The sequence below is a fragment of the Arthrobacter sp. Bi83 genome, assembly GCF_918698095.1.
Taxonomy (GTDB): Bacteria; Actinomycetota; Actinomycetes; order Actinomycetales; family Micrococcaceae; genus Arthrobacter.
Genome location: NZ_CAKKLY010000022.1, coordinates 32,411 through 58,552 on the forward strand (window position 1 = coordinate 32,411; position 26,142 = coordinate 58,552).

The following is a 26,142-nucleotide window of genomic DNA, read 5'->3' on the forward strand; positions in this document are numbered from 1 at the left end:
CCTACTTGGCCTTGAGCTTGGCGTACACCACGTAGTTGTCGTTGAACAGGCCGGTTGCGGGGTCGTACCCGTCGCAGGTGATGAGCCGCACCTCGGGCCCCTTGGTGTTGCCGTACACCTGAAGCGTGGGGAAGCTGTTCTTGCTGTAGGCGGCAGCCTTTGCAACCGTGAAGGCCACGGTGCTGTGGTCGGCCCGCTGCACCGCGATCTCGTCGCCGGGTTTCAGGCTGCGGAGGTTCGCGAAGACCCCGGGGCCGCCGCTTGTCGAGTTGACGTGGCCCAGGAACACGGCCGGACCGGTGTCGCCCGGCGCGGGGGAGCCGCTGTACCAGCCGGCGGGTGCGCCAGGGCCGTCCGGCGGCACCTCCAGCGACTTGTTGGGCCGGAGCGCCAGCTTCACGAGCGGCGACTGCACGCCGATGGCCGGAACACTCAGCGCCACGGGTGCCGGAGCCGGCCGGGCAGGGGAGGGGATCTTGGCCGCCTTGGCGGCTGCCGCCGTCGGGCTCTTAATCTGCGGTGCCTTTGTGGACGGAACGGCCGACGGCGACGCGGCACCCGACGCTGCGGCTCCGGTCTGCGGTCCGCCGGTTGCCGAAGGGGCGGCCGCCTGACCGGCTGCCCCGCAGCCGCCCAGGGCCAGTCCGCATAGGACCAGGAGGGAGACCGCGGCGGACGGGAGGGCGCCTCTGCGCAGGATGCCTCGGTGTGGCCGCGTCGATGGGGGTGCCATGGCTTAGTGGTGTTCCTTCCAGCACGCCAGGATGGTGGTGGACACCTGGTAGGCGAACGCGGTGGGGGTTGCGCCGTGGGGGCCGACGGCGGCCGGCAGCTTTGTGGCGTTGACGTACAGGGTGTTGTTGTCCTTGAGGAAGACGACCGATCCGTCGTCCGTCTGGTAGGCGGGGAAACCCAGGTTTGCCAGACCCTTGATCGGCTCTGTTCCGCCGATCTTGCCTGCCAGGGCGTCGAAGTACTTCCGCGCCGAGGCTGGGTCTGCTGATTCCTTGACGGAGATCACCAAGGGCCCCTCGGCGAGGTGGTAGGTGCAGGTAAAGGTCTTGTCGGCCCAAGTGGAGACGCTGTGCGGTGCGGCCTTCAGCTGCAAAATCTCGGAGACGTTGTCCTGGGTCTCCGGCCCGCAGACCATCCTGGCGGCCCCGGACGGGCTGTCCTGGGACTCGGTGGCGGGGGTGGCGGAGGACGCCGCTGCTGCGGAATGGTCGACGGAGTGCTGCGTTGCCGGGGAATCCGAGGCCGATGCAGTGGATGCTGATCCGGGCGCTCCGGCCGCTGCCGCGCATCCCGACAGCAGCAGGGACGCCACCGCCAGGGATCCCAGCAGGTGATTACGGTTTCTGTTTGCCTTGCTCATGGTGGCGCCTTGTCCTTCGCAATGTGTCCTGCACGGGAACCTGCAGGAACCTGTAGGAGCCGGCGGCACGGGCAGAGCTCCGGTTGCTGCGGATGCGTCGGGCTCCGCAGCAGCCGGCACTCATGCCCGTGTCGATGCCGGAGTGGTCAGTCCTGGCTTAGGCTGCCTGTGCGGCCTTGCGGCGACGGATCACGTAGGTGCCGCCGGCAGCGGCGGCGAGGACGAGGCCGCCGCCCAGGGCGAGGGTCCCGGCGTCGGTACCGGCTGCTGTACCGGCGGGCTGCTGCGCGACACCTGTGTCAGCGCCGCCGACCGGCATGCTCATCTGGCCCATGGCCAGCGTTCCGCACAGTGCCGGCGAGGTCGCGGCGAGCGGCAGGGACGGGACGAGGTCGCTCTTGGCTGCCTGGCCGGCCGCGCTCAGCGTGGCGGGGTCCAGGCCGTGAACTACCACCACGGCGGTGCCGGAATCGAGCGCAGCCTTGGTTTCGGCGTTGAGGTCGAAGGTGCGGTCAATGGTGTAGCTGCCGCCCTGGCCGGCGACCTTGAGGTCCAGGCCTGCGGCCGGGCTGGTGTCGCCCTTGGTGGAGAGTGTGGTGCCGATCTTGCCGTAGGAGGGTGCGCCTTCGGTGGTGGAGATGACGCCGTCGCCATTGGCATCCGCGGCCGGGCCGGGGCACTGACCCGCGGCGCCGACATGGATGTGCTGGACGTGCGGGAACGGTGCGTCCATGAAGGTGGGGGCGAGGCCGGAGACGTTCAGCACGGCGTGGGCCTGGTTGCCGGTGACGTCGACGGTGACGGTGCCTGAGGCGGAGCTGCCGTTGAGCTGGCCGAGCGTGGCCTGGTAGGAGTGCGTGGTGCCGGTTTGAGCCGGGGCTTCATGGGCCATGGCGGGAGCGCCGGAGAGGGCGAGTGCGCCCAGGGCAAGGGTGGGAACTGCCATGAAGCGAAGTGTCTTGTTCATCGGAAAGCATTCTCCTCGTGCAAGTGGTGGTGGTTCTCCCCTGACAGGGACACATGCAGTTCGGAGCGATGTTGGGGGCGGATGGGTGGAATTGTGATTCGGTGCACTTTTTGTTGGTGGGAACGCCGTGGCGAGGCGCGCCGTCCCCGCACACAATGAGACCCCGTCCAGGATCGGCTGAATGGGGTCTCACGTCTCAAGCTGGGACCTAGTGCCGCCTGAAGGCGTCCTTGATCTTTTCGCCCGCCTGCTTGAGGTCGGCGCGGAGATGCTGCCCTCGGCCTTCAGCCCTAAGCCGTTCGTTACCGGTAGTGCGTCCGGCTGCTTCCTTGCTTCTGCCGTGGAGTTTCTCGGCGGCATTGTGGATCTTGTCTCCCAAACCCATCATGACCTCCTTCTCGAGTGGCCAGTGCGACCCTACTGGCGCGTAGGCCACGTCTATATTTTACGGGCGGACTACCCAGAAAGATCCTGCGCGGGGCGCCAGCTTTCCTGGCGAAGGCGGTTCCACGTAATGGCCGGATTCTCTGTTAAAGCGGCCACGGCCGCCGCAACGCCTGGTGTGTTCAGGTGCTGCAACGGCCGTGGCCTTTGTTTGTGCCCCGAGTGGGCGGTTTGCCTAGCTCACCGCGGCCGTGGCCGCGGAGGTTTTGGCCGCCGTCGTGTAGCCGGTCTTGGCACCGGTGACCGTGACGGTCAAGGTCTTGCCGCTGACGGCCGGTATCGGTTTGTAGGTGCTGCCGGTGGCGCCGGTGATGGCGACCCCGTTCGCCTTCCACTGGTACGTCAACGTGACCGGCGCCGGACCCCATGTGCCGGGCGCCGCCGTCAGGATGGACCCGACCTTGGCGGTGCCCGTGATGGCGGGCACCGGCGCGGTGAGGGTTCCGGCCGCCACCTTGGCCGTAACCGCCGAGGTCTTGGCCGCCGTGGTGTAGCCGGCCTTGGAGCCGGTGACGGTGACGGTCAGGGTCTTGCCCAACACGGTGGTTGCCGGTTTGTAGGTGCTTGCGGTGGCGCCGGTGATGGCGATGCCGTTGGCCTTCCACTGGTACTTCAAGGTGACTGGTGCCGGACCCCAGGTGCCTGTTGCGGTGAGGGTGGACCCGACCTTGGCCGCGCCGGTGATGACCGGTACGGGTGCGGTCAGGGTGCCGGCGGCCACCTTTGCAGTGATCGCCGAGGTCTTGGCCAGGGAGGTGTAGCCGGCCTTGCTCCCGGTGACCGTGACGGTCAGCGCCTTGCCTATCACTGCAGCGGCCGGCTTGTAGGTGCTTGCGGTGGCGCCGGTGATGGCGATGCCGTTCGCCTTCCACTGGTACTTCAGCGTGACCGGTGCCGGACCCCAGACGCCCGTTGCCGTCAGGGTGTACCCAACCTTGGCGGTGCCGGAAACTCCGGGCGTGGGCGCGGCCAGAGTGCCGATGGCCACCTTGGCTGTTGCCGTGCTCGTTTTGACCGCGGTCGTGTAGCCGGCCTTGGCCCCCGTGACGCTAACAGTCACGGTCTTGCCCAGGTCCGTGGCCGCTAGCTTGTAGGTGCTTGCGGTGGCGCCCGTGATGGCGACGCCGTTTGCCTTCCACTGGTACTTCAGCGTGACCGGTGCGGGACCCCAGGTGCCCGGGGTTGCGGTCAGGGTGGAGCCCACCTTGGCCGTGCCGGTGACCTTCGGGACCGGCGCGGTCAGGACCGGGTTGAGGGCCATGACCGTACCTGTTGCCACCGAGGTCTTGGCCGCCGTGGTGTACCCGGTCTTGGTCCCCGTTACGGTGACCGTGATGGTCTTGCCGACGTCCGCCGTCGTCAGCTTGTAGGTGCTGGCGGTGGCGCCGGCGATGGCGAGCCCGCTGGCAGTCCCGTTCGCTTTCCACTGATAGGTCAGCGCGACCGGTGACGGTCCCCACGTGCCCGGGACTGCCGTCAGCGTGGACCCGGCCTTGGCTGTACCCGTGATGGTAGGCGCCGGGGAAGTAAGGGGCAGGTTCGCGGCCGCGAAGGAAAGGTCGTGCGTGGTGGCGCTGCCGCTGACAACGGCGACGGGAGTGGCTGTGGCTTCGGTGGTCGCGTTGCCGGAATAGAGGTCACCGGCAGCCAGGCCGCCATGCACGCGGATAACGTACTTGCCCGTCGTGAGACCGCTGATGCTGTACTTTCCGGCTGCCGTGGTGCTGCCGTCCCGGGTGACCAGCGAGCCGTCCGGCGTGTAGGCCTGGACGAACGCGTTGACCACTGGCTGCCCGGCCTTGTCCAGGACGGTTCCGGTGACGGACCCGCCTGCTGTCAGTGCGGCATCGATGTTCTGCACGGCCTGGCCCGTGGTCACCGGGATGGCTTGTGCCTGTGAAACGCCGGCGGACTCGGGCTTGTTCTGGTAGAACTGCGCTTCTTCCTGCGAATACCCGCTGGAGCGGTTGAAGGCCACCTTGTAGGAACCCGCCGCGAGGCCGACCACGCTGTAGTTGCCGGTGGCGTCCGTGAAGCCGTTTTTGACGGTCTTGCCTGCAGAGTCGAGCACGGACAGCGGGTAGCCATTCGTGCCGGTGCCGGTGACCTTGCCCTTGATGGACGCGCCGGTAGTCACTGTCATGTCGACGCCGGGCATGGTCTGCTCGGCAGCAACGGTCAGGGCCTTCGCCGTTGCGGCGCTGGTGCCCCCGTACCAAAGGTCTTCAGCACCGCTTTGGCCGCCGGAAAAATGCAGTTTGTAGGTGCCGGGTTCCAGTCCGATGATGGAGTATGTGCCGTCAGGATTCACCCAGCCGGGGCTGGAGGATCCGTCGATGACGCCGGTCTTGGTGGCATGTACCTGTGACGCGGTGAGGTTCGTTCCCGTTGGAGCGGTGATCTTGCCGCTGATGACGCCACCCTTGACCAGAGTGGTGTCGGCCACCGTCAGGGTCTGGCCTTCGGTCACTGTCACCGGGGTTGCCGTGTCCATGCTGGACGCCTTGTTGTACCACTGCGGCAGCGTTCCGGAGCCGTAGGAGCTGAACTGGATTTTGTAGCTGCCCGGCCTCAGCCCGCGGATTGAGTACGTGCCGTCGAAATTCGAGTAGGTAGAGCCGGCCATGGTGTTGTCGCTGGCCTTGAAGGCAGTGACGGAGGTGTTCGAGGAGTATTCGGCTGCCGGCAGCGTGACCTTGCCGCTAATGGTGGCGCCCTTGGCAAGAGTGGCGTCTATTGCCGTGCGGTCCTGGCCCGCTGTGAGCGTGATTGGCGTGGCCTCCGCCTGGGTCTGGGCGTTGTTGTACCACTCGTCCAGGGCCCCGGAGTTGTAGTTTGAGAAGTTGACTTTGTAGGTTCCCGCGAGAAGTCCCTTGACGGCGTAAGTACCGTCTGCGTTTACGCGCCCGTAGCTGCCGTAGGTGCTTCCCTCTGCGGTGGCGGACACGTTGACCATCGCCAGATCAACGCCGGCGGGAGCCGTGAGCTTGCCGCTGATCGACGCGCCCTTGATCAGGGTCGCGTTGATGCCGGTGAGATCCTGGCCAGCCGTGACGGGCAGTGCCGTGGCCGTATCAATGGTGGTGCCGTTCGCGTACCACTGGTTCAGCGCCCCAGAGTCATAGCCCGAATATTGGACTTTGTAGTTTCCGGCGCGGAGGCCGGCGACCTTATACGTGCCGTCGGCCTGCACCTGGGCACTGATCGGATACGCCCTGAAGTTGTCAGCGTTGTAGACGGAGGCTTCTACTCGGGCCAGATCGACGCCGGCAGGAGCTGTGACCTTGCCGCTGATGGATGCGCCCCTGATGAGCGGCGTGTCACTGAGAGTCAGCTCCTGGCTCGCCGTGACGGGGACGGGCGTGGCCTCGGTGTACGACAGGCCGCCGTACCACTGATCGAGTGCCCCCGAGGTTCCTGGGCTGAACTGGACTTTGTAGGATCCGGCCGCAAGGCCGGCGAAGTTGTAGGTGCCGTCGGCCGTGACCTGCACAGATCCCGCGTAGGAGTAGCTGTCTGACGTATAGAGATAGGCCTGCACCGCGGACAGGTTCACGCCGACAGGGGCCGTGACCTTGCCGGAAATTGACGCGCCCTTGACCAGGGCGGCATTGACGCCGGGATGGTCCTGCCCCGCTGTCAGGCTGATGGGCGTTGCGGTTTCAAACGATGAGGCGCCGGAATACCACTGCTGCAGCGTGGCGGTGTTGTAGCCGGCGAACTGGACTTTATAGCTGCCTGACGGGAGACCGGCCACCTTGTACGTGCCGTCGTCGTTGACCGATGAGGAAGCCACGTAGTTGGGGTTCGTTCCGCCGGCCTGGTAGACCGTGGCCTGAATGGAGCCCAGATTCACGCCTGCTGGGGCGGTGACTGTTCCGCTGACGGACGCGCCCATGACCAGGGCCGCGTCGATCCCGGTACGGTCCTGGCCCGCGACGAGGGTCACGGGCGTGGCTGCGGCTTCGGAGGAGGCGCCGGCGTACCACTGCTGCAAAGTGCCGCTGTTGTACCCCGAGAACCGGACCTTGTAGCTGCCTGCCGGCAGGCCGTTGACCTTGTACGTGCCGTCGTCGTTGATCTGGGAGGATCCCGCGTAGCCTCCGCTTGCCGAGGTGACGTCGGCCTGCAAGGAGCCAGCCTCCGCACCGGCAGGAACCGTAACTTTGCCGCTGATGGAGGCGCCCATGACGAGCGTCGCGTTGATTCCGCTAAGATCCTGGCCTGCGGTGAGCGCCACCGGCGTGGCGGTCTCGGAGGACGACGCTCCCGAATGCCACTGGGTAATGACGCCCGAGTTGTTTCCGGAGAACTGGATTTTGTAGCTGCCTGCCGGTATGCCGCGGACCGTGTAGCTGCCGTCCTGGCCAACCTGTCCGTAACCGGAATACCAGTCGGCGCCAGTGCTGCTGACTGAAACGCCGACAGAGCTGGGGTCGATGCCAGCGGGGACGGTGACGCGGCCGCTGATGGAGGCGCCCTTGACGAGGGTTGCGTTGATGCCGGGCAGGCTTTGGCCGGCCGTGAGGGTGACGGGTGTGGCTGACTGGAAGGACGTTGCGCCTGAGTACCATTGGCCCATTGCACCGGAGTCACCACCGAATTGGACCTTGTAGGACCCTGCCGGAAGGCCGCTGACCGTATAGCTGCCGTCCGCGGCGACCTGTCCGTAACCGGAATACCAGTCCAGGCCGGTGCTGCTGACCGAAACGCCGACGGAGGTGAGCACCACTCCTGCAGGTGCCGTCACTTTTCCGCTGATGGATGCATCTGACAGGTCGGCTGCGTTGGCAGGCGTTATGCCGAGCAGCACCAGCGCTGACAGAACCGATAATAAAACGGCGATCCGAAAACGGAATCGCCTGCTCAAAGCGAGCATTTTTACCCCCCATGGGTCATGCAGCGGCTGGGCCGCATCATTTAATTGTCAAAGAACGCTTCAGTGTAACCGCCAAAAAGGAATTCAAAGCAGTGTTTCCCAAAACCAGCTCTGTATGTCCAAATGAGTTAGTAACCATGTCTTCCTGCCCGGTTTAAATAGACCTGGGTCAGGAGACGACCGTTATATTGGAGTCCTCTCCCTGAAAGGTCGCCACCCGAGCATGAAGCAAGCGATGACCCGGCTGCCCGGCCTCTGCATCATCCTGATGACAGGATCAATCCTGGTGTTCCAGCCCGGAGGGCTCTTCAGGTTCGTCTGGATCAAGCTGCTCTTGGTGATCATCGCCGTCCTCGCAGGCCTGCTGTCTCCGCTGCGGGCCCGGATTCCCCTGGCAGTGCAGGCGGCGACGGCCGCGTGCGTGGTATGGATCGGCGTCGCTATTCTCTTGTCTGATACGCCGCTGGCCAGCATGGCCGGACGCTGGCCGCGTTATGAGGGATTGCTGACGCTTGGCGTCTATGTGGCAGTCTTCGCGGTGGGCGCGAAAGTCCTTGGCGGTGAGTCGGCCGTCCGGAGACGCAGGCTCCTCAGTCTCTCCCTAGCCGCCGTCGCCTTGATTCTGTTCGTCATCGCTGTGCTGGAAAGCGCTGGGCTGCGGCCGCTGGGCGGGGCCTCCGACGTCCGGCCGGGCGCAACCTTGGGGAACGCCACTGACCAGGGCCTGGTCGGCTTCGTCATCGCCGGAGTGCTGTCCGCCGGTGCTGGCTCTGAGCGGGGCTGGCAGCTTTGGCTGCGGCGGGCAGGTCTGTTTGCCGCTGCCGGGGTGGCGGTCCTTTCTGGCTCCCGGGCCGCCCTCGCGGGGCTCCTGATCGCGGCGTTGTTTGGCAGCTATATGTGGATGCGGAGCCGGTCCTGGTCGCGGCCAAGTATCGCGGCCGGTGCCGTGCTGGCTGCCGCGGGAGTGGTCATCGGAGTCCTGCTGGTCCCCGCTGCGCGTGACCGCCTGCTGTCGGCAGGAACCGTGGACGGGCGCTGGCTGCTGTGGGACCGGACCTTGGGCCTGATCGGCGCCGATCCGGTCTTTGGTGTTGGGCCCAGCGGCTTTGTCGACGCGCTGCCGGCGTATCTGAACGAGGAGTGGGCGCGATCAGTGGGCGACAGTTTCCCTGCTGATTCGCCCCACAGTTGGCCGCTGCAGGCATTGGCCGCCGGCGGCGTTCCGTTGCTGTTGTTGGTCCTCGTTCTCGGGGCGGTTGCCGTGCTGGCCGTGGCCAGGCGCATGAAGGAAGCCCCGTGCGGTACAGACCGCCGCTACCTTGCTGTGGTGGTGGTGACCGTGGCCGCATACGGTCTGGCGCTGCTGACGCACTTTACGTCGATCGGCACTACGGCTCTGGTGGCCTTCCTGTGCGGCGGGCTGGTGGGGCGCGATGGACCAGGCTTCTCTGTCTTCGGTGCGCGGGCGATGGCCGGCGAGATTCCGGCCAAGCTGACGGCAATGGCAGCGGGCATGTTCCGGCCCGCGGCCTCGACGGCGGCCGGCCTGGTTCTCGCCGCGGCGGCCCTGGCCATTGCCGTCCCCGCCACTCTTGCAGAATGGCCGATGGGCGCTGGCGCCAAGGCTGCCGCGGCAGGCGACGTTGCCCTCGCCGAGCAGGAGTTCCAGCAGGCGCACCAACTCAGGCCGTGGGACAGCGACACCGCACTGCTCGCCGCCCAGGCGTTTGCCGGCCCGGCGACGGCGGGGGACCAGCGGGCGGCCCGGTACGCAGTCGAATGGGGGAGCCTCGCGCGGGAACGTACGCCGCGCTCGCAGGAGGCAGGAACGGCCCTGGCAATCGGATACCTCTACAGCGGGGATCTTGGCGCGGCCAAAAATCTGCTGGACGGCCTGGTCCGGGAGGCCCCATACTCCACCGGGCTCTACGTTCACCGCGGCGTGGCCCGGTTCGGCCTGGGGCAGACGGCCGGGGGGATAGCGGACCTGGAGCACGCGGCAGCCCTCGATCCCGGGCTGGACACGCCCTGGCGCATCCTCGCCAACATCTATGTGCGGATGGGCAACGCCGAAGCCGCGCAGGCCGCCAGTCAGCATGCAGATACGTTGTCCGGCCGCTAGGCATAATTACCAGCCGTCGATCTCCGGTACATATTGCTCTGTCCAGGGGGAAATTAGTGGTCCGTAAATTGAACTCGCTATAAACATTTCGAAGCGAGTAGTTCTTAAGCTAAGAACGACGCAGGATTGGATCAAGAAAAGCGCAGTTTTTGGAAAATGATCCTTAATTTGATCTTCCGGTGCTATTGTCCGGCCCGCGAAACCTGCGTCGGGTTTGCAAAAGAGTGGTGCGGTTTGATGCCCCACCAGGAAACAGCGCCGACACAGAAGGAGCACCATTCCGAAACCCTGCAGAAAACTCCGTGGTGCAGGCTGGGCATGCAGAACCGGATCGGTGAAAGGAGCCCAGTGATGATGACGGATGAGGACCTTGAGGTGCGTTCGTGCGCGGAGCTTTCGGCGGGGGAGGAGATCGAGGCCTGGCACCGCGGACGCCTGGCACACCGGGGGACAGTGGCCAGCACGCTCGAAGAGATCGACCTGATCTGGATCATCGATGCCCGGACCGGTGCGCGCCGGCTGCTGGATCTCGAGCAGCTCAGCGTCAGGCGGATTCCGATGGGAAAGCCAGCCGCCGCCGTCGGGAGTCCCAAGCCGGCCGCCGCCGCAAAACGGAAGCCGTCAGCCGCCCCGAAACCGAAGCCTGCCGCCAGCCTGAGGCAGATCGCCTTCATCGAGGCGGGGTGACGTCCGTCAGGTGAGGTTGCTGAAGCGCTCGGCCTGGGTCTTGCTGCCCTGGACAATGACCTGGTCCTCCTCGTAGAGGACGGTCTGCGCAGTGGTGTGGCCCCAGATGCCGCCGGGGCGCTTGACCGCCACGATGGTGATTCCGTACTTGTCCCGCAGGCCCAGCACGCCAAGCGGGCGGTCGCGTGCCTCGGTCGGCGGGCTGGTGCGGATCATCACGAAGTCGTCCTCGAACTCGACGTAGTCCAGCAGGGAGCCGCGGACCAGGTGGGCCACGCGCTTGCCCATGTCGTGCTCCGGCCGGATCACGTGGTCAACGCCGAGCTGGTTCAGGATCTCGGCATGGGGCTCGCTGATGGCCTTGGCCCAGATCTGTGGCTTCTTGAAGGTGAGCAGGCGCGACGTGGTCAGGATGCTGGCCTCGATGTCGCTGCCGATGCCCACCACGGCGCGGTCGAACTCGTGGACGGAGAGTTGGCGCAGCACTTCTTCCCTGGTGGAGTCTGCTCGGACCACGTGCGTCAGCCGCCCGTTGTAGGACTGGACGGTCTCCTCGTTGGAGTCGATGCCGAGCACCTCGGTGCCCTGTGCCTCCAGTTCCAGGGCCAGTGAACCGCCGAAGCGGCCCAGGCCGATCACCACCACGGAGTCTGCCTGGGCAACACTGTTGGCGGAGCGGGAGAAGATGTTCTTAGCCAATGAGGGGCCTTTCCTTGGGGTACTGGTAGAGCGGTTGGCGTTCGCGCAGCGCCAGCGCGGCGCCGAGGGTGACCGGGCCGAGGCGTCCGACGAACATCAGCAGGATCAGGACGAGCTGGCCGGCGGGCGGCATGGCCGCCGTGATCCCGGTGGTGAGCCCCACGGTGGCGAACGCCGAGATGACCTCGAACAGGATCCGTTCCTGTCCGAAGTCCGTGATGAGCATGAGGAACACGGTGGAGCCCACCACCAGTGCCATGGCCAGCAGCACCAGCGTGATGGCCTGGCGGTGAACGGCGCGGGAAAGGCGCTTGCCGAAGATGTTGACGGTGGTTCCGCCCCGCAGTTCGGTGGAGAGGATGAAGAACAGCACGCCGAACGTGGTGATTTTCAGGCCGCCGGCGGTTCCGGCCGGGCCACCGCCGATGAGCATCAGGATGTCCATCCCTAGCCAGGACACCGGCTGCATCTGGCCGATGTCGATGCTGTTGAACCCCGCCGTGCGTGTCATGACCGACTGGAAGAACCCGGCCAGGACGCGCTCGCCGGGCCGGAGTCCGCCCAGCGTTGCCGGGTTGGACCATTCGACGGCGGTGACGAAGACGGTGCCGGCGACCAGAAGGACGGCCGTGCCCACCAGGACCAGCTTGGTGTTCATGCTCCAGTGGATGGGCCGGCGGTACTGCCGGCGGAGTTCGAACAGCACCGGGAAGCCGAGGCCGCCGATGATCACCGCCGCGGCGATGGGCAGGCAGATCCAGGGGTCACCGGCAAACCCGATGAGCTTATCCGTGTATAGGGCGAATCCGGCGTTGTTGAACGCGGACACGGAGTGGAAGACGCCGTGCCAGAGCGCGCGGGCGGGGGCGTAGCCGTAGCCGGTCACGAAGCGGGCCGCCAGGATCCCGGCGAGCAGGACCTCCACTGTCAGGCTGATCGCCAGGACGCCGAGCAGCACCCGGCGGACATCGCCGAAGCCGGTGGTTTTCGTTTCGGCGGCCGCTGAGAGGCGCGAACGAAAGCCCAGCCTGCGGGCCATGAGCACGCCCAGGAGGGTGCCGAAGGACATCACGCTGAACCCGCCCGCCTGGATCAGGGCCAGGATGACTACCTTGCCGAATCCGGTCCAGTACACCGGGGTGTCAACGGTGATGAGCCCGGTTAGACAGACCGACGACGTGGACGTGAACAGGGCATCCAGGAAGGGCGCAGGCTCGGTGCCGTTCCTGGACATGGGGAGCATCAGCAGGAGAGTCCCCACCGCCACCGCCGCCGCGAATCCGAGGACGATCACCTGGGCCGGATGCTGGGGTGCGAAAACGTCCAGAATGCGGGGGAAAACCTTCGATCCCCCGTACCGGCGGCCACGCTTGGCCCCGCCGGAAGCGGCAGGCCGGGCCTTGGAACCGCGAACGTCGTGCATACGCGTCACGCTACCACCGGAGAATCCGCTGGGGGCCGCTGGGGGACGCCCTGAAGCAGGCGTTAAGAAAGCGTTAAGATCCCGGGTTCAGGCCTGCGCCGGGAAGGTGCCGGTGCTACGCTCCCAAGGTTCATCAGCAAACTTTCTAATTGAATCGAAGGAACCCGTGGCCACCCGAAGCGCGCAAAGCTGTGTCCGGCCATGCTGACAGAGAGCTTCCCCCTGCTCCTGCTGATCCTCGGCTGTGGTGTCACCGGCTACATGATCTACCGGCTTATCAAGGCAACTAAGTAGCCCCCGCCGTCGGCCGTAACGCCGGAACTGAACCGCAGCCCCGAACTCCAGAAAGACATCATGACCGCAGCCGACCAGTATTCGATTCCCGCGAGCGTGCCGAACCCGGAGCCGGCATCCAAGCCTGGCAGCCCGCTGGTCAGGTGGCTGCTGGAGCACAAGGTGCACCAGCCGGTGGGACCCGAATCAGCCGAGGCCGGGGCGCACCAGCAGCCCTGGTGGAAGGTCATGTGCCTGACGGGTGTGGACTACTTCTCCACGCTGTCCTACCTTCCCGGCATCGCGGCCCTCGCCGCCGGTGCGCTGTCTCCCTTGGCGACACTGCTGATTGTGGCCCTGACCCTGCTGGGCATGCTGCCGATGTACCGGCGGGTGGCGCACGAAAGCCCGCACGGCCAGGGTTCGGTGGCCATGCTGGAGAACCTGCTGCCGTTCTGGCGGGGCAAGATCTTCGTGCTGGTCCTGCTCGGGTTCGTGGCGACGTCCTGGATCATCACCATCACCCTGTCCGCCGCCGACGCCACGGTGCACATGCTGGAGAACCCCTACCTTCCGCCGTTCCTGCACGGCCAGGCCGTGTCCATCACGGTGGTGATGCTGCTGATCCTCGGCGGGGTGTTCCTGCTGGGCTTCTCCGAGGCGGTGGCGGTGGCGATTCCGCTGGTGGGGGTCTTCCTGCTGCTGAACGCCGTGATCATCGGGGTGGGACTGTTCGACGCCGTGACACGGCCGGGTGCCCTGTCCGACTGGACCGCTGCAATCACGTCGGGCGGCACTGGCCTGGGCAACATCGCCGGGCCCGCCATTCTGGCGTTCCCGCTACTGGTCCTGGGGCTCTCCGGTTTCGAGACCGGCGTCAGCATGATGCCCCTGGTTGCGGCCTCGGGGGCCACGCCTGAGGACATGCTGCAGGACCGGATCCGGAACACCCGCAAGCTGCTGACCATGGCGGCGCTGATCATGAGCGTGTACCTGATCGGCAGCAGCTTCGTCACCACCGTGCTGATCCCTGCCGACGCGTTCCAGGAGGGCGGCGAAGCCAACGGCCGCGCCCTGGCATATCTGGCGCACGAACTGCTCGGCAACGGCTTCGGCTCCGTCTACGACATCAGCAGCGTCCTCATCCTGTGGTTTGCCGGCGCCTCCGCCATGGCCGGACTGATCAACATCGTTCCGCGGTACCTGCCCTCCTACGGCATGGCCCCGGACTGGACCCGGGCGGTGCGGCCTGTGGTCCTGGTCTACACGGTCATCAGCGTCCTGATCACCATCGCCTTCCGGGCCGACGTCAACGCCCAGGCCGGAGCCTACGCCACCGGGATCCTGGCCATGATGGTCTCCGGGGCCGTGGCGGTCAGCATCTCGGCCTTGCGCCGCAAACGCCGTCTGGCCGCCGTCGGCTTTTCGATTCTGACCCTGGTCCTGCTCTACGCGCTTGTGGAGAACGTGATCAAAAAACCGGACGGCATCGCCATCTCCGGCTTATTCATCCTGGGAATCGTCGTGGTGTCGCTGGTTTCGCGGGTCACCCGGACCACCGAGCTGCGCGTGGACCGGATCGAGTTCGACGACGCTGCGCGCCGGTTCATCAAGGACTCCCTGGACTACGACGGGCAGCTGGACCTCGTTGCCAACAGGCCCGAGGCCCGGGACGCGGCAGAATACTCCGACAAGGAAGCCGCCCAGCGGAAAACCAACCCCGTGCCCGGCTCCAACGATGTGATCTTCCTGGAAATCGAAGTGACCGACCCCTCCGGATTCAGCGAGGTCCTCGAGGTGCGCGGCGTCGAAGTGGGCGGGCACCGTGTTCTCCGCGCGGAAAGCCCGGCCGCGCCCAACGCCATTGCCGCCATCCTCCTCGCCCTGCGGGATGCCACGGGAGTCCGGCCGCACGCATACTTCGAGTGGGCCGAGGGCAATCCGCTGGCGCACCTCATGAGGTACCTGCTGCTGGGCCGGGGCGACACCGCACCCGTGGTCCGCGAGATCATCCGCGAGAACGAGCCCGACCCCGAACGCCGCCCGGGCATCCACGTGGGCTGACGCCTTTTTTTGGGGACGCTCTCGCAGTTCCTGTCGCTTTTTCCGGGACGCTCTCGCAGGTCCTGTCGCTTTTTCCGGGACGCTCTCGCAGGTCCTGTCGGGTTTTTGGCGACGCTCTCGCAGTTCCTGTCGCTTTTTCCGGGACGCTCTCGCAGGTCCTGTCGGGACGGTTGGGGATCGGCCCGGCACCAACGTGGGCCGACGACATGTCCTGTTCACCGCGGCGACAACATCAGGTGGCCGGACGTTACCTGACGGGCGGCAGGGTGGTGGGGCACGCCGTCGGACCTTCCCTATCCGGAAGGCGGCCGGCGGACCCATCCCGCACTGAAGGAGAACCCTGTGCTGCTCAAAAGCACCCTCGCCGCTCTTGTTGCCCTTACGGCCGTGGCAGGCATCGCCGCCCCATCGTCGGCTGCGCCGCCGCCCGGCGTCGTTTTAGGGCAGCCGCACGCCGCAGCCCACGCGCACAACGACTACGAGCACAGCCGCCCGCTGTTCGACGCGCTCGAACACGGCTTCACCAGCGTGGAAGCCGACGTCTGGCTTGTGGACGGCGAACTGCGGGTTGCCCACGACCTTGCGGACGCCCGCGCCGGCGTGACGCTCGAGAGCCTGTACCTGGATCCGCTGGACGAAGTTGTTCGGCAGGAAGGCCACAGCGTCTACCCCGGCTGGGATGGCAGCCTGCAGTTGCTGATCGACATCAAGAGTGAGGGCGAAGCCACCTACGCGGCGGTGGAGAAGGAACTTTCTCAACATCCTGGGCTCATGACCCGTTATGCCAAGGGCAAGGTCATGACAGGTCCGGTCACCGCCGTCATCAGCGGGAACCGTCCCTTGGCCACTATGACGGCGGCGGACAAGCGCGTCGGATTCTACGACGGCCGCTCCACCGACCTCGCCTCTTGCATGCCGGCCGAGCTGATGCCGCTGGTCAGCGACAACTGGACCAAGCTGTTCAGCTGGCAGGGCGTAGGTCCGATGCCGGAGATCGAGCGGGCCAAGCTGCGTGCCTACGTGAACACCGCCCACTCCAAGGGCTACAAGGTGCGCTTTTGGGCCACACCGGACCAGCCGGGACAGGCCCGCGACGCCGTATGGACTGAGCTGCACAACGCCGGGGTGGACAACATCAACACTGACGACCTCGCCGCGTTGGACATATTCCTCGGGGCACAGGGGCAGTAGGCACGCTCTCGGACGCCTCGCTCACTTCGCACGGGACGGCTCAACCCTCCGGAACATTTTTCTATGGCGCTGGCCGAGGGGTCCTGCACTTTTCCCGACTAACTGATCGAACCCTCCCGCGTTATATCTGCGGGAGGGTTCGCCGTTTGGTTGCAGGATGTGAGAGAGCGTTGGGGGATTGGCGGTAGGAAGTGAGAGAGGGTTGGGGGTTTGGCGACGGGAAGTGAGAGAGCGTCGGTGGGTCAGCGTGCGGCGGGGGAGGCCGTGACCACCACGTTTTTGCCCCAAGGATCCTCGGTGTAGCAGCTGATCAGGACGATCCTGTTGGGCACGATGTTCCAGATGTCGCTGTCCTTGAGGGTGTCCTTGCGATGTGTGGTGACGGAATCCACCACGTACTTCAGCGTTCCCTTTACGGTGGTCACCGTGATGTTCTTGCCCACCAGGGACTTGTCGCTGAGCCTGTTGAACGGCGCATCCCTGCCGTCCCAGCTGTGCCCGGCGATGTAGGTCGTATTTTTGGAGCCTGCGCCGGGCACGCCGTAGGAGGTCAGCCAGTAGGCGTCCAGCGTGAGGGGCGGGACCAGGGACTGCGAGGACAGCTCGTCCGCGCTCGGCGTCAGCGGCAGGATGCGCACGTCGATGTTCGCTGCCGCGATGGACAGCCGGGTAGGCGCCGCGGCCGCCGATCCGGCAGTCTTGGCCGCGGGGCGGGCAGCAACAGCGGGCCCGCTTGGGGTGGCCGCTGCGCTCGCCGATGTGGGAGCAATGGAAGGAACGACGGCGGAGCTGCCGCCGGCATTTGGCGGGAACAGGAACAGCGCAGCCGCCAGCCCGGCCGCGGCCACGGCGGGCACGGCAAGCCAGCGCCTGCCGACGCGCGGCCGGACGCTGGAGGCGTTCTGTGGCTCCAAGCCTTGCGGGTCCATACTCTGTGACTCCATGCCCGACTAGCTGCGGCCGCGCTCCAGCCGGCGCATCCTCAACGCCACGGCCACGGGAACCGCAGTGCCGGCCGCGAGCAGCCCGGCCAGCAGCGCCAGGTCCGGGTGGGCTCCGGGTTCAGCCTTGGCGGCGGTCTGCACGTTCAGGCCCTTGTTCGTGGCCACCACGGCCGTATTGGCCGTGAGGGCCCCGGCGGGAGCTGCGATGACCGGATTGGTGACTACCGGCGTCGTGCTTCCCGGTGTGGTGACCGGCGGGGCGACCACCGGGTCCACGCCGATGCCATCCGGACCGCAGGCAGCCAGGAAGGCCTCGAAGAGTCCCGTGAGGCCGGCGGCGGAGCCCTCGTCGAGCGAGACCGCGGCCAGCGCCGTTTCGAAGTCTCGCACTGCGGCCTCCAACGCACCCTGTGCTTCACGGATCTCCGGGGTGTCAATCGCGGCGTTGTACGCGTCCTGAAGATCCTGCAGGTCCTGCTCCGCAGCGTCCACCGCGGCTTCTGCTTCGTCGGCGGCGGCTGTTGTCGCTGCCATGGCGGCCGGGTCGCCGGAATCCTCGGCGTTTTCCGCAGCTTCCTCGGCGGCGTCTGCGGCTGCGTGGGCAGCTTCGAGGCGGTCGATGGCGGCACCGACGGCGGCGCTCTCGTCAGCACCGGCGGCTTCCACGAGTGCAGCGTAGGCTGCCTGCGCGGTTGCCGCGGCCTGTGAGGTGGCGTCGATCCGCGCCACAGATGCTTCGGTGATCCCCGCGGCGCCGAGCGCGGCCTCGAACTGGGTTGATGCCTGCAGGCATGCGGCGTCCCCCGGCGCGGCGGCGGCCATCGGTGCACCGAGAAGGAGCCCCCCGGCAAGAACTGCTGCTGACGAACCAGCGGCGACCCATTTCGATACAGCGGTCATAGGTTGTGCGTCTCCTGAAACACGAAGCGGCCGCCAGGACGGCCCCAGCGGTGTTCAGCGCGCGGTAGAACGGCCCTTGTGGTTTCCTCCGAAGGCACCGGACTATCCAAGCAGGTGAGAGCTCGTACTGCTGATCATCCGGTGTAAGACGGCGAGACCTCAGAGTTACCTGAAAGCCGTCCGAAAGATCGCTGTGAAAGCTAAAAATACAGAGCAAACGGGGATGTGGCAATCATGATGGCGGTCCTTTCTTCGCGCGCCGTCATCGGGCTGCCCTAGGCCCCGGGATCCGCGGACGCCGCCGGCAACCTGATCACCTCGAATGCCAGCGGATCCAGCAGCTTTCTGGTCCCGGTGCGAGACTCGAGGATCCAGAACATGCCCAGGACGGGCACCGTTTCGGTCACCTTGCCGTGGTAATACATGTGGCCGTTGTAGCGGGCCTCAATGAGGTCGCCGGGGGACAGTTCACGGCAGCTGATGACCCTGGGCATTGTTGATTCGTTCATGGCGGGCTCCATCCCCTTGGCGACGCTGGCGCCTCGACCCTTCAGCCCGGGGGTCTACGCCGAACCGGCCTACGCCTATCGGCGCACCTTCAGGATGGAGCCGCCACGTTGCGGCTGCGTTTCGGCCAGGTCATTTCTCCGTGACCTACTTTCACGTACGCCACGGGTACGAACAGGAGTGCCGCCTACACCGTCCCAGCCGCCGCCGCCCCGACCCCCGCCTGCAGAGCCGCCGGGGCCGTCACCGCCGCTGCCTCCGGGTTGTGGTTCTGCGACAGCACGGCCAGCGACGGCGCGATGGACAGGTTCGGCTCGGGCTGGCTCAGGGCGCGGGCGCGGAGCACGGTCATGGATTTCGCGCCCACCTTCAGCACCGAGCCGGCGTCAATGGGTCCGCGGTCCACCCCGGTTCCGGCGGTGTTGATCACCATGTCCCAGGATGTGGCGAACTCTCCTGCCGGGAGCGTGAACTTGATGTCGTCGTCGTGCGCGTTGAAGTAGAGCAGGAAGTTCACGTCAGTGATCCGCCGGCCGCGGTCGTCCTGGCCCTGGATTCCATCGCCGTTGAGGAACACGCCGATGGTGCGGCCGAACCCCCTGCCCCAGTCTTCCGGCACCATTTCCGTGCCGTCCTCGTTCAGCCACACGATGTCCGGCAGCTTCTCGTCCTCGCCGCGGAGCGCCGGCCGGCCGTCGAAGAAGGTGCTGCGCCGGAACGTGGGATGCTCGGCTCGCAGCCGGTTCACCGCCGCCGTGAAGTCCATGAGCGGCTGGTCCAGGGCGTCCCAGTCAATCCAGCTGACCTCCGAGTCCTGGCAGTACACGTTGTTGTTGCCCTGCTGCGTGCGGCCCAGCTCGTCGCCGTGCAGGATCATCGGCACGCCCTGCGAGAGCAGCATGGTGGCCACGAAGTTCCGCTGCTGGCGGGCGCGCAGCTTCAGGATCTCCGGATCGTTCGTAGGGCCCTCCGCCCCGCAGTTCCAGGAACGGTTGTGCGATTCGCCGTCCCGGTTGCCCTCCCCGTTGGCCTCGTTGTGCTTCCCGTTGTAGGAAACAAGATCCCGCAGTGTGAAGCCGTCGTGCGCGGTGACGAAGTTGATGGACGCCACCGGCCGCCGCCCGGACCGCTCATACAGGTCCGCCGACCCCGTCAGGCGCGACGCGAACTCGCCCAGCGTGGCCGGCTCGCCCCGCCAGAAGTCCCGCACCGTGTCCCGGTACTTGCCGTTCCACTCCGTCCACTGCGGCGGGAAGTTCCCCACCTGGTACCCGCCGGGCCCCACATCCCACGGCTCGGCGATCAGCTTGACCTGCGACACGATGGGATCCTGCTGCACCAGTTCGAAGAACGTGGAGAGCCGGTCGACGTCGTAGAACTCCCGGGCCAGCGCCGAGGCGAGGTCGAAGCGGAACCCGTCCACGTGCATCTCCGTGACCCAGTACCGCAGCGAATCCATGAGCAGCTGCAGCGAATGCGGGTGCCGCACGTTCAGCGTGTTGCCGGTGCCGGTGTAGTCCATGTAGTGCTGCTGGTCGTTGTCCACCAGCCGGTAATACGCCGCGTTGTCGATGCCCTTAAAGCTCAGGGTGGGCCCCAGATGGTTCCCTTCCGCCGTGTGGTTATAGACGACGTCGAGAATCACCTCGATCCCCGCACGGTGCAGTGAGCGGACCATCGCCTTAAAGTCCTGGACCTGCTGGCCCATCTCACCGATTGAGCTGTACGTGTTCTGCGGCGCGAAGAACCCGATGGTGTTGTAGCCCCAGTAATTGCCCAGGCCCTTCTCCTGCAGCGTGCCGTCGTTGACGAACTGGTGGCACGGCATCAGCTCGATCGCCGTCACGCCCAGCCGCTGCAGGTGCGCAATGACGGCGGGATGCGCGACGGCGGCAAAGGTGCCGCGCTGCTCTTTGGGCACCTCCGGGTGGAGCTGCGTGAGCCCCTTGACGTGGGCCTCGTAGATCACCGAGCGGTGGTACGGGATCTTGGGCGCGCGGTCACCTGCCCAGTCGAAGAACGGGTTGATCACCACGCCCAGCATGGTGTGCCCGGCGGAGTCCTCATCGTTACGGGAGGAAGGGTCGCCGAAGTTGTAGGAGAACATCGACTGGTGCCAGTCCACCTGCCCGGCGATGGCCTTGGCGTACGGGTCCAGGAGCAGCTTGTTCGGGTTGCACCGCTTGCCCCTGGCCGGATCGTAGGGACCGTGCACGCGGTAGCCGTACTTCTGACCGGGCTGGATCTGCGGGAGGTAACAGTGCCAGACGAATCCGTCCACTTCGATGAGGTCCACGCGCGTCTCGGTGCCGTCGCTGGCGATGAGGCACAGCTGGACGGCCGTGGCCGCCTCGCTGAACACCGCGAAATTGGTTCCCGCCCCGTCGAAGGTTGCACCCAGCGGATACGCGTTGCCCGGCCAGACTTCCATGATCACTCCTGCGGCTGTTCAGTTGTTCAGGGGCCGCCATTGGCCACCGTCGTAGGCTAATGCTAAGCAGACTTAGTACGCTCGCCAAGGACTGTCCGATTATGACGAATCCGGAAAGGTGATGCCTGATTCGTCACACCGGGGCCCTGCAGCCCCTTCTCCGCCTGCCGGCTTGCCTAGGATGAAGGGGATGACTCCGCCTGACAGCCCGCCGCCCTTCAGCCTCCGCAGCATCGCTGTCCCGGCGTTCGGCCCGGCGCTCCTGTTCAGTGTTGGCCAGGGTGCGATCCTGCCGGTGGTGGCGCTGTCCGCCCGTGAACTGGGTGCCTCCGTGGCCGTGGCCGCGCTGATCGTGACGCTGATGGGGCTGGGCTCCTGGTTCTTCAACCTGCCCGCGTCCGTCATCACCCTGAAGTTCGGCGAACGCTGGTCCATCGTGGCCGCAGCAGCCGCCGGGGCGCTGGCGCTGCTCGCCGCGGGGCTGTCACTGGTGATTGACGACGGACTCTGGCTGCTCGCAGCGGCGATGGCCGTCGTCGGGATGTCCGCGAGCGTCTTCAGCCTGGCCCGGCAGAAGTACCTCACCGAGGCGGTGCCGCTGGAATTCCGGGCCCGGGCGCTGTCCACACTGGGCGGCGTGAGCCGGATCGGCGTTTTCATCGGGCCGTTCGTGGGAGCGGCCGTGATGCAGTTCGCCGGCATCAGCGGGGCGTACTGGGTGGGCGTGGCCGGCATGGCGGCGGCCGCCGTGCTCGCCGTAACCGTCCGCGACCTGGTGGCACACGCAGGGACGTCCGGTCCTGCCGGCCCTGCGCCAACGCTGCGCGGGGTGGCCGTCTCGCACGCCGGCGTTTTCCTGACAGCCGGCGCCGGCATCCTGCTGCTGTCAGCCCTGCGAGCCTCCCGGCAGGTGGTGATCCCGCTGTGGGCAGACCACCTGGGCCTCGACGCGTCGCAGGCTTCCCTCGTGTACGGGCTTTCCGGGGCGATCGACATGCTGGTGTTTTACCCGGCGGGCAAGGTCATGGACCGGCGCGGCCGCCTCTGGGTGGCGGTCCCGTCCACGCTGATCATGGGCACGGCGCTGATGCTGATTCCGATGACCGCGGGCTTTCTCGGGCTGCTCCTCGTGGCGCTGCTGATCGGCTTCGGCAACGGGATCAGCTCAGGGCTGGTGATGACGCTGGGCGCCGACTTCTCGCCCGACCGTGGCCGCGGGCAGTTCCTGGGCCTGTGGCGGTTCATCGCCGACGCCGGATCCACCGGCGGCCCGGTGCTGCTGTCAGCCGTGACCGCCGTGGCTTCTCTCGGTGCCGGCGTGACGGCCACCGGGGTACTGGGGTTCGTAGCGGCAGGTGTGTTCGCCGTCGTACTCCCCAAGCTGAAGCACCGGCGGAACTACTAGTTAGTTCGTTGGGGGTACCGACGCACGCAGGTCATGTGTTCGGGTCGGCCGTGGACGTTGCGTAATCCGGGCGCCCGGCAGGCCGATAGGTCTGGATGGTGATCCCCCGGGAAGTGGTCCGCGAGGTGACCAGTTCGAGCGCCATGTCCGGACCGGTATCGGGGAACAGCCGTGTGCCCTGGCCGACGACGACGGGATAGGTGAGCAGGTCGAGCTGGTCCACCAGGTGGTTGGCGAGCAGCCACCGGACGAGGGCACCGCTGCCGGGCACCAGCAGTTCGCCGTCTTGCTGCGCCTTCAGATCAATGACGGCCGCGGCGACGTCGCCGGCCAGGACACTCGTGCCCGCCCACTGCGGATCCGTGAGGGTAGTCGATACCACGTACTTGGGCCGGCTGTTCAGCGCGGCGGCAATCGGGTTCGTGCTCGGATCGACCATCGCGCCCCAGTAGCCGGCGAAGATCTCGTAGGTCCGCCGGCCGAAGAGGAACGCGGCCGCGCCGCCGTAGACCTCGTTGAGATAGTTCCCGGCTTCGGGATCGAGAAGCGGAATGGCCCATCCGCCGCGGTCGAAGCCGCCGCTGCGGTCCTCGTCAGGTCCGCCCAGCCCCTGCATCACGCCGTCCACCGAGACGTTGGTCGTCGTCGTCAACCTCATGTGGGGTCACACCCCTTCTCGCTCGATGGCGGCCGCGAAGACCGGGAGGCTGTGCTCCACCATGTCCTCGCTGGCGGTGAGGGACACCCGGAAGAACCCGGGCGTCTCGAACAGGACGCCGGGGAGCACGAAGACGTCGTGCCGGCTCAGCGACTCGGTGAAGGCCTCATCATCCGCGATGGGCGAGTGGACGAACAGGTAGAACGTGCCCTCGGCCGGGCGCAGCCGGTAGCCCATGCTGCCGAGCGCCTCAACCAGCCTGTCCCGCTTCCGCTGCAGCTGCCCGACGTCGATGGAGAACTGTTCCAGCCGGGGGAGTGCGTACTGGAGGACGGCGTTGGGGTAGATCCAGCCCATGGCCAGCTGCAGGGCGCTGATCTCTTCCCGGAGCTCCTTGCGCTCGGGCATGGTGGGCGGCAGGGCCAGGTAGCCGATCCGTTCGCCCGGAGCCAGATGCGTCTTGCCGTACGAATAGGCCAGCAGTGTATGCGGATAGAACTCCGTGGGGCTGTGGAACCGCGTGCCGTCGAAGACGATCCGGTTGTACGGCTCGTCCGAGACCAGATAGATCCGCCGGCCGTTGCGGGCCGAGGCGTCCTCGAGCAAGCGGGCCAGGCGCTGCAGTAGCTCCGGCGCGTAGATCCGGCCGGTGGGGTTGTTCGGCGAATTGATGATGACCACCCGGGTGCGGGCCGTGACGGCAGCCGCGATGGCTTCCAGATCAAGGTCGAACGTCTCCAGGTTGATCCGGACCTTCACGGGAACCAGCCCGGCTTCAACCACGAGCGGCTCGTAGAGAAACCACGGCGGCAGGCTGTAGATCACCTCGTCGCCGGGGTCCGCAACGGCCTTCAGCGCCAGGGCGATAGCGGTGAACCCGCCGGTGGTGAGATACAGGTCCCGCGGATCAAAGGGCACGTCCAGCAAACGGTGAAGCGATTCCGCGGCGGCGGCCCGTGCTTCCTCCCCGTTGGCTTTGTAGGCAAACCACTGGTCGTTGCGCGGCGTCAGTGCATCCCGCAAGGCGTCCACGTAGGCGTCCTGGGGCATCTGGTGCGGGTTGCCCAGCGTGAAGTCGCAGATGCCGGGGACGTGCTGTCGCCGGGAGTAGGTGGAGTTGCCCATGAAGGACTGGATCCGTTGAAGCGACGGGATGGACGCCAAGGCCTTCGCCCGGCGGGAAGGTGGCAGACCGGTCATTGCCCGGCCTCCCTCGGCGTCTTCTTCCTGGCGGTGAACAGCAGGTACTCCCAGTCCATCTGGTAGGCCGCATCGGCGTGGGCGTCGCTGAAGTCCTCGGCGAGCTGCGTGAGTGCCTCGTCCAGGGCCTTCACCTTGCCTTCGTCACCGGCAAGGGATTTGTACACCGAGATGGTGGGGCCGTAGTGGGACTTGAAGTAGTGCAGGAAGTCCTCGGGCTCGTGGAAGCTGGCGATGGTGACGTGCTGCCGACGGGCCTGGATGTCGGTGACGCGGTCACCGAGCAGCTCCCGCACATGCTCCTCGCTGCCCCACAGCGGGGGCGGCTGGGCGCCGCGCGGAGGCGGCGGAGCGAACGGCTTCATGGCGGCAATCATCTGCCCGATGAACCCCTCGGGCGTCCAGCTCAGCAGCCCAATCGTGCCGCCCGGCCGGCACACCCGCACCAGCTCGTCGGCGCCCGCCTGGTGGTGCGGGGCGAACATGACGCCTAGGCAGGACATCACGACGTCGAACCCGCCGTCCGGAAACGGGAGGGACTCGGCGTCCCCTTCCACCCAGTCCAGCTCCACGCCGCGATCGGCAGCCTGGCGCCGGCCGGCGTCGAGCATCTCCGGCGTGAGGTCGATGGCCACCACCACGGCACCCATCACGGCAGCGGGAATGGCCGCATTGCCGGCGCCGGCCCCGACGTCCAGGACCCGCTGGCGGGGCTTGACCCCGCACGCCTCCACCAGGATGGCGCCGAGGTCCGGGATGAGCTCGGTGGCAAGGGCGGGATAGTCGCCCTGCGCCCACATGGCCCGGCGCTTCTCCTTCAGGGCGCGGTCAGCCCCGGCCGAAACGTGGTGCTTCTTCATGTCGGCGCCCCTCTGCTGGTGCAGGATCGGTGGCAGCGCGCTGGAGAGCCAGTGGAGGCTGTGGTGGGCTATATTGTGGGCTTCGACCAAGGGGTTGTAAAGGAGAATTCGCAACCGGGCTGCCAAGTTGGGTGGGGCGGGCCGGTGTGTGGGCGAGCCAACGAGGCCGCTTAACCCGCGTAGTCCGCTTTCAGCAGGGCTGACTGGTTCGCAAAGATGGGGTCGCCGGTCTGGCGGCCAAGGATGGCCAGCTGGCTGATCACACCCTTGTGATAGGACGCCGGGGTCCGCCACACGTACTGGCCGAAGGCACTGGCCGCGTACCACGAGATGCTGCCGGGGCGCCGGTAGACATTGAAGTGGTCCCGGATGGCTGTTGCTGCGGTGTTGAACATGAACTGGGCGGTGGGATTCTTCGTGAGGCGGTAATAGTCGTAGGCTCCCCAAGCCGCGTAAATGTGCCCATTGACCACGTGTGCGGAGGGAATGTCCTTGCCTACATATTCCTCGAACCACATGTATATTTTGCTGCCCTCAAGGACCTGGTCCTGGAACCACGGCTGGCCGTTCCGTTTCGGCACCTGATAGGACTTGAAAACGCGGTCGGCATTGGTTTTCCAATAGGTGTTTCCGGTGGTCTCATAAAGATTTACGAGCGTTGAGAGCATCATTCCCTGGGCCATTCCCGAGTACCACGGACGGCCCATGTCGATCTTGTTTCCCGGGGTGTGCCGGAAGTTGTAGGGAAACCACGTGGCCCCGCTTGCATCCGAGAACGAGCCCGACAGGATGTACCGGGTGGTGGCCTCGGCACGCCGCAGATACTCCCGGTTCTTGGTCACGCGGTACGAAGAGAGCATCTGGTTGATGAACCAGGCGCTGTTCACCGGGTGATACACCACCACGTTGTTGATCTTGACCTGCACCACGCCCTGGCTATTCACCGTGCCCCACGTTGTGGCGGTTAAAGGGACCACGGAGCTGCCGATGTACGGCGATCCGAGTGCCGTGTTTATGGTGTAGCCGGCATTTGCATGAGTGAGCTTGACCGGCGCCGCCTGGGATGACACCCCGGCTGCCAAGAGAATTGCTGCCACCGCAATAAGAGCCGTT

20 protein-coding genes are annotated in these 26,142 nt (G+C 66.3%); 5 read left to right on the forward strand and 15 right to left on the reverse strand.

Annotation, left to right across the window (positions count from 1 at the left end; genetic code table 11):
- Position 1: 1 nt before the first annotated feature.
- The 5 genes from LQ144_RS12045 to LQ144_RS12065 form a co-directional block, all read right to left on the reverse strand.
- On the reverse strand, positions 2-733 hold the full coding sequence (locus tag LQ144_RS12045) for a sortase (protein WP_230118945.1): 732 nt from the start codon (positions 731-733) through the stop codon (positions 2-4).
- A gap of 3 nt (positions 734-736) precedes the next feature.
- Positions 737-1,375: a hypothetical protein gene (locus tag LQ144_RS12050; protein ID WP_230118946.1), complete on the reverse strand. Its 639-nt coding sequence runs from the start codon at positions 1,373-1,375 to the stop codon at positions 737-739.
- 157 nt (positions 1,376-1,532) lie between these two features.
- Positions 1,533-2,342 carry a hypothetical protein gene (locus LQ144_RS12055; protein ID WP_230118947.1) on the reverse strand — a complete coding sequence of 270 codons (810 nt, stop codon included), beginning with the start codon at positions 2,340-2,342 and terminating at the stop codon, positions 1,533-1,535.
- A gap of 208 nt (positions 2,343-2,550) precedes the next feature.
- A complete protein-coding gene (locus LQ144_RS12060) occupies positions 2,551-2,727 on the reverse strand; it encodes a CsbD family protein (protein WP_230118974.1) in 177 nt (58 codons plus the stop codon).
- A 234-nt stretch (positions 2,728-2,961) separates the two neighbouring features.
- Positions 2,962-7,656: a carboxypeptidase regulatory-like domain-containing protein gene (locus tag LQ144_RS12065; protein ID WP_230118948.1), complete on the reverse strand. Its 4,695-nt coding sequence runs from the start codon at positions 7,654-7,656 to the stop codon at positions 2,962-2,964.
- Between the two features lie 232 nt (positions 7,657-7,888).
- Here LQ144_RS12065 and LQ144_RS12070 point away from each other — a divergent pair, with 232 nt between their 5' ends.
- Both LQ144_RS12070 and LQ144_RS12075 read left to right on the forward strand, forming a co-directional pair.
- The gene (locus LQ144_RS12070) at positions 7,889-9,787 is read left to right on the forward strand and encodes an O-antigen ligase family protein (RefSeq protein WP_230118949.1); all 1,899 of its coding nucleotides are present in this window, start codon (positions 7,889-7,891) and stop codon (positions 9,785-9,787) included.
- Between the two features lie 351 nt (positions 9,788-10,138).
- Positions 10,139-10,474 carry a hypothetical protein gene (locus LQ144_RS12075; RefSeq protein ID WP_230118950.1) on the forward strand — a complete coding sequence of 112 codons (336 nt, stop codon included), beginning with the start codon at positions 10,139-10,141 and terminating at the stop codon, positions 10,472-10,474.
- 6 nt (positions 10,475-10,480) lie between these two features.
- On the opposite strand, the gene LQ144_RS12080 is transcribed toward LQ144_RS12075, so the two are convergent.
- Entirely contained in the window at positions 10,481-11,173 is a 693-nt protein-coding gene (locus LQ144_RS12080; protein ID WP_230118951.1) for a TrkA family potassium uptake protein, read from the reverse strand.
- Complete coding sequence (locus tag LQ144_RS12085; RefSeq protein WP_230118952.1) at positions 11,166-12,596, reverse strand: potassium transporter TrkG; 1,431 nt, start codon at positions 12,594-12,596, stop codon at positions 11,166-11,168. The genes LQ144_RS12080 and LQ144_RS12085 overlap by 8 nt, the downstream gene beginning before the upstream one ends.
- A 354-nt stretch (positions 12,597-12,950) precedes the next feature.
- Between LQ144_RS12085 and LQ144_RS12090 the strand changes: the two genes are divergently transcribed.
- Positions 12,951-14,933, forward strand: a complete 1,983-nt coding sequence (locus LQ144_RS12090) for an amino acid transporter (RefSeq protein ID WP_230118953.1) — start codon at positions 12,951-12,953, stop codon at positions 14,931-14,933.
- 342 nt (positions 14,934-15,275) lie between these two features.
- On the forward strand, positions 15,276-16,124 hold the full coding sequence (locus LQ144_RS12095; protein WP_230118954.1) for a phosphatidylinositol-specific phospholipase C/glycerophosphodiester phosphodiesterase family protein: 849 nt from the start codon (positions 15,276-15,278) through the stop codon (positions 16,122-16,124).
- A 242-nt stretch (positions 16,125-16,366) separates the two neighbouring features.
- On the opposite strand, the gene LQ144_RS12100 is transcribed toward LQ144_RS12095, so the two are convergent.
- The 4 genes from LQ144_RS12100 to glgX all read right to left on the reverse strand — a co-directional run bounded on the left by LQ144_RS12100 (position 16,367) and on the right by glgX (position 20,906).
- On the reverse strand, positions 16,367-17,053 hold the full coding sequence (locus LQ144_RS12100) for a class F sortase (RefSeq protein WP_230118955.1): 687 nt from the start codon (positions 17,051-17,053) through the stop codon (positions 16,367-16,369).
- A gap of 21 nt (positions 17,054-17,074) precedes the next feature.
- Complete coding sequence (locus LQ144_RS12105; protein ID WP_230118956.1) at positions 17,075-17,968, reverse strand: hypothetical protein; 894 nt, start codon at positions 17,966-17,968, stop codon at positions 17,075-17,077.
- Between the two features lie 275 nt (positions 17,969-18,243).
- The gene (locus LQ144_RS12110) at positions 18,244-18,477 is read right to left on the reverse strand and encodes a hypothetical protein (protein ID WP_230118957.1); all 234 of its coding nucleotides are present in this window, start codon (positions 18,475-18,477) and stop codon (positions 18,244-18,246) included.
- 185 nt (positions 18,478-18,662) lie between these two features.
- On the reverse strand, positions 18,663-20,906 hold the full coding sequence (gene glgX / locus LQ144_RS12115; RefSeq protein WP_230118958.1) for a glycogen debranching protein GlgX: 2,244 nt from the start codon (positions 20,904-20,906) through the stop codon (positions 18,663-18,665).
- Positions 20,907-21,096: 190 nt separating this feature from the next.
- Between glgX and LQ144_RS12120 the strand changes: the two genes are divergently transcribed.
- The gene (locus LQ144_RS12120; protein ID WP_230118959.1) at positions 21,097-22,311 is read left to right on the forward strand and encodes an MFS transporter; all 1,215 of its coding nucleotides are present in this window, start codon (positions 21,097-21,099) and stop codon (positions 22,309-22,311) included.
- A 31-nt stretch (positions 22,312-22,342) separates the two neighbouring features.
- On the opposite strand, the gene LQ144_RS12125 is transcribed toward LQ144_RS12120, so the two are convergent.
- The 4 genes from LQ144_RS12125 to LQ144_RS12140 form a co-directional block, all read right to left on the reverse strand.
- Entirely contained in the window at positions 22,343-22,969 is a 627-nt protein-coding gene (locus LQ144_RS12125; RefSeq protein ID WP_230118960.1) for a dihydrofolate reductase family protein, read from the reverse strand.
- Positions 22,970-22,975: 6 nt separating this feature from the next.
- Positions 22,976-24,169 carry an aminotransferase class I/II-fold pyridoxal phosphate-dependent enzyme gene (locus LQ144_RS12130; protein WP_230118961.1) on the reverse strand — a complete coding sequence of 398 codons (1,194 nt, stop codon included), beginning with the start codon at positions 24,167-24,169 and terminating at the stop codon, positions 22,976-22,978.
- Positions 24,166-25,029 (reverse strand): class I SAM-dependent methyltransferase, encoded by an 864-nt coding sequence (locus LQ144_RS12135; protein ID WP_230118962.1) that lies wholly within the window; start codon positions 25,027-25,029, stop codon positions 24,166-24,168. Before LQ144_RS12135 ends, LQ144_RS12130 begins: the two co-directional genes overlap by 4 nt.
- Before the next feature lie 170 nt (positions 25,030-25,199).
- A complete protein-coding gene (locus tag LQ144_RS12140; protein WP_230118963.1) occupies positions 25,200-26,126 on the reverse strand; it encodes a D-glucuronyl C5-epimerase family protein in 927 nt (308 codons plus the stop codon).
- Between the last annotated feature and the right edge of the window lie 16 nt (positions 26,127-26,142).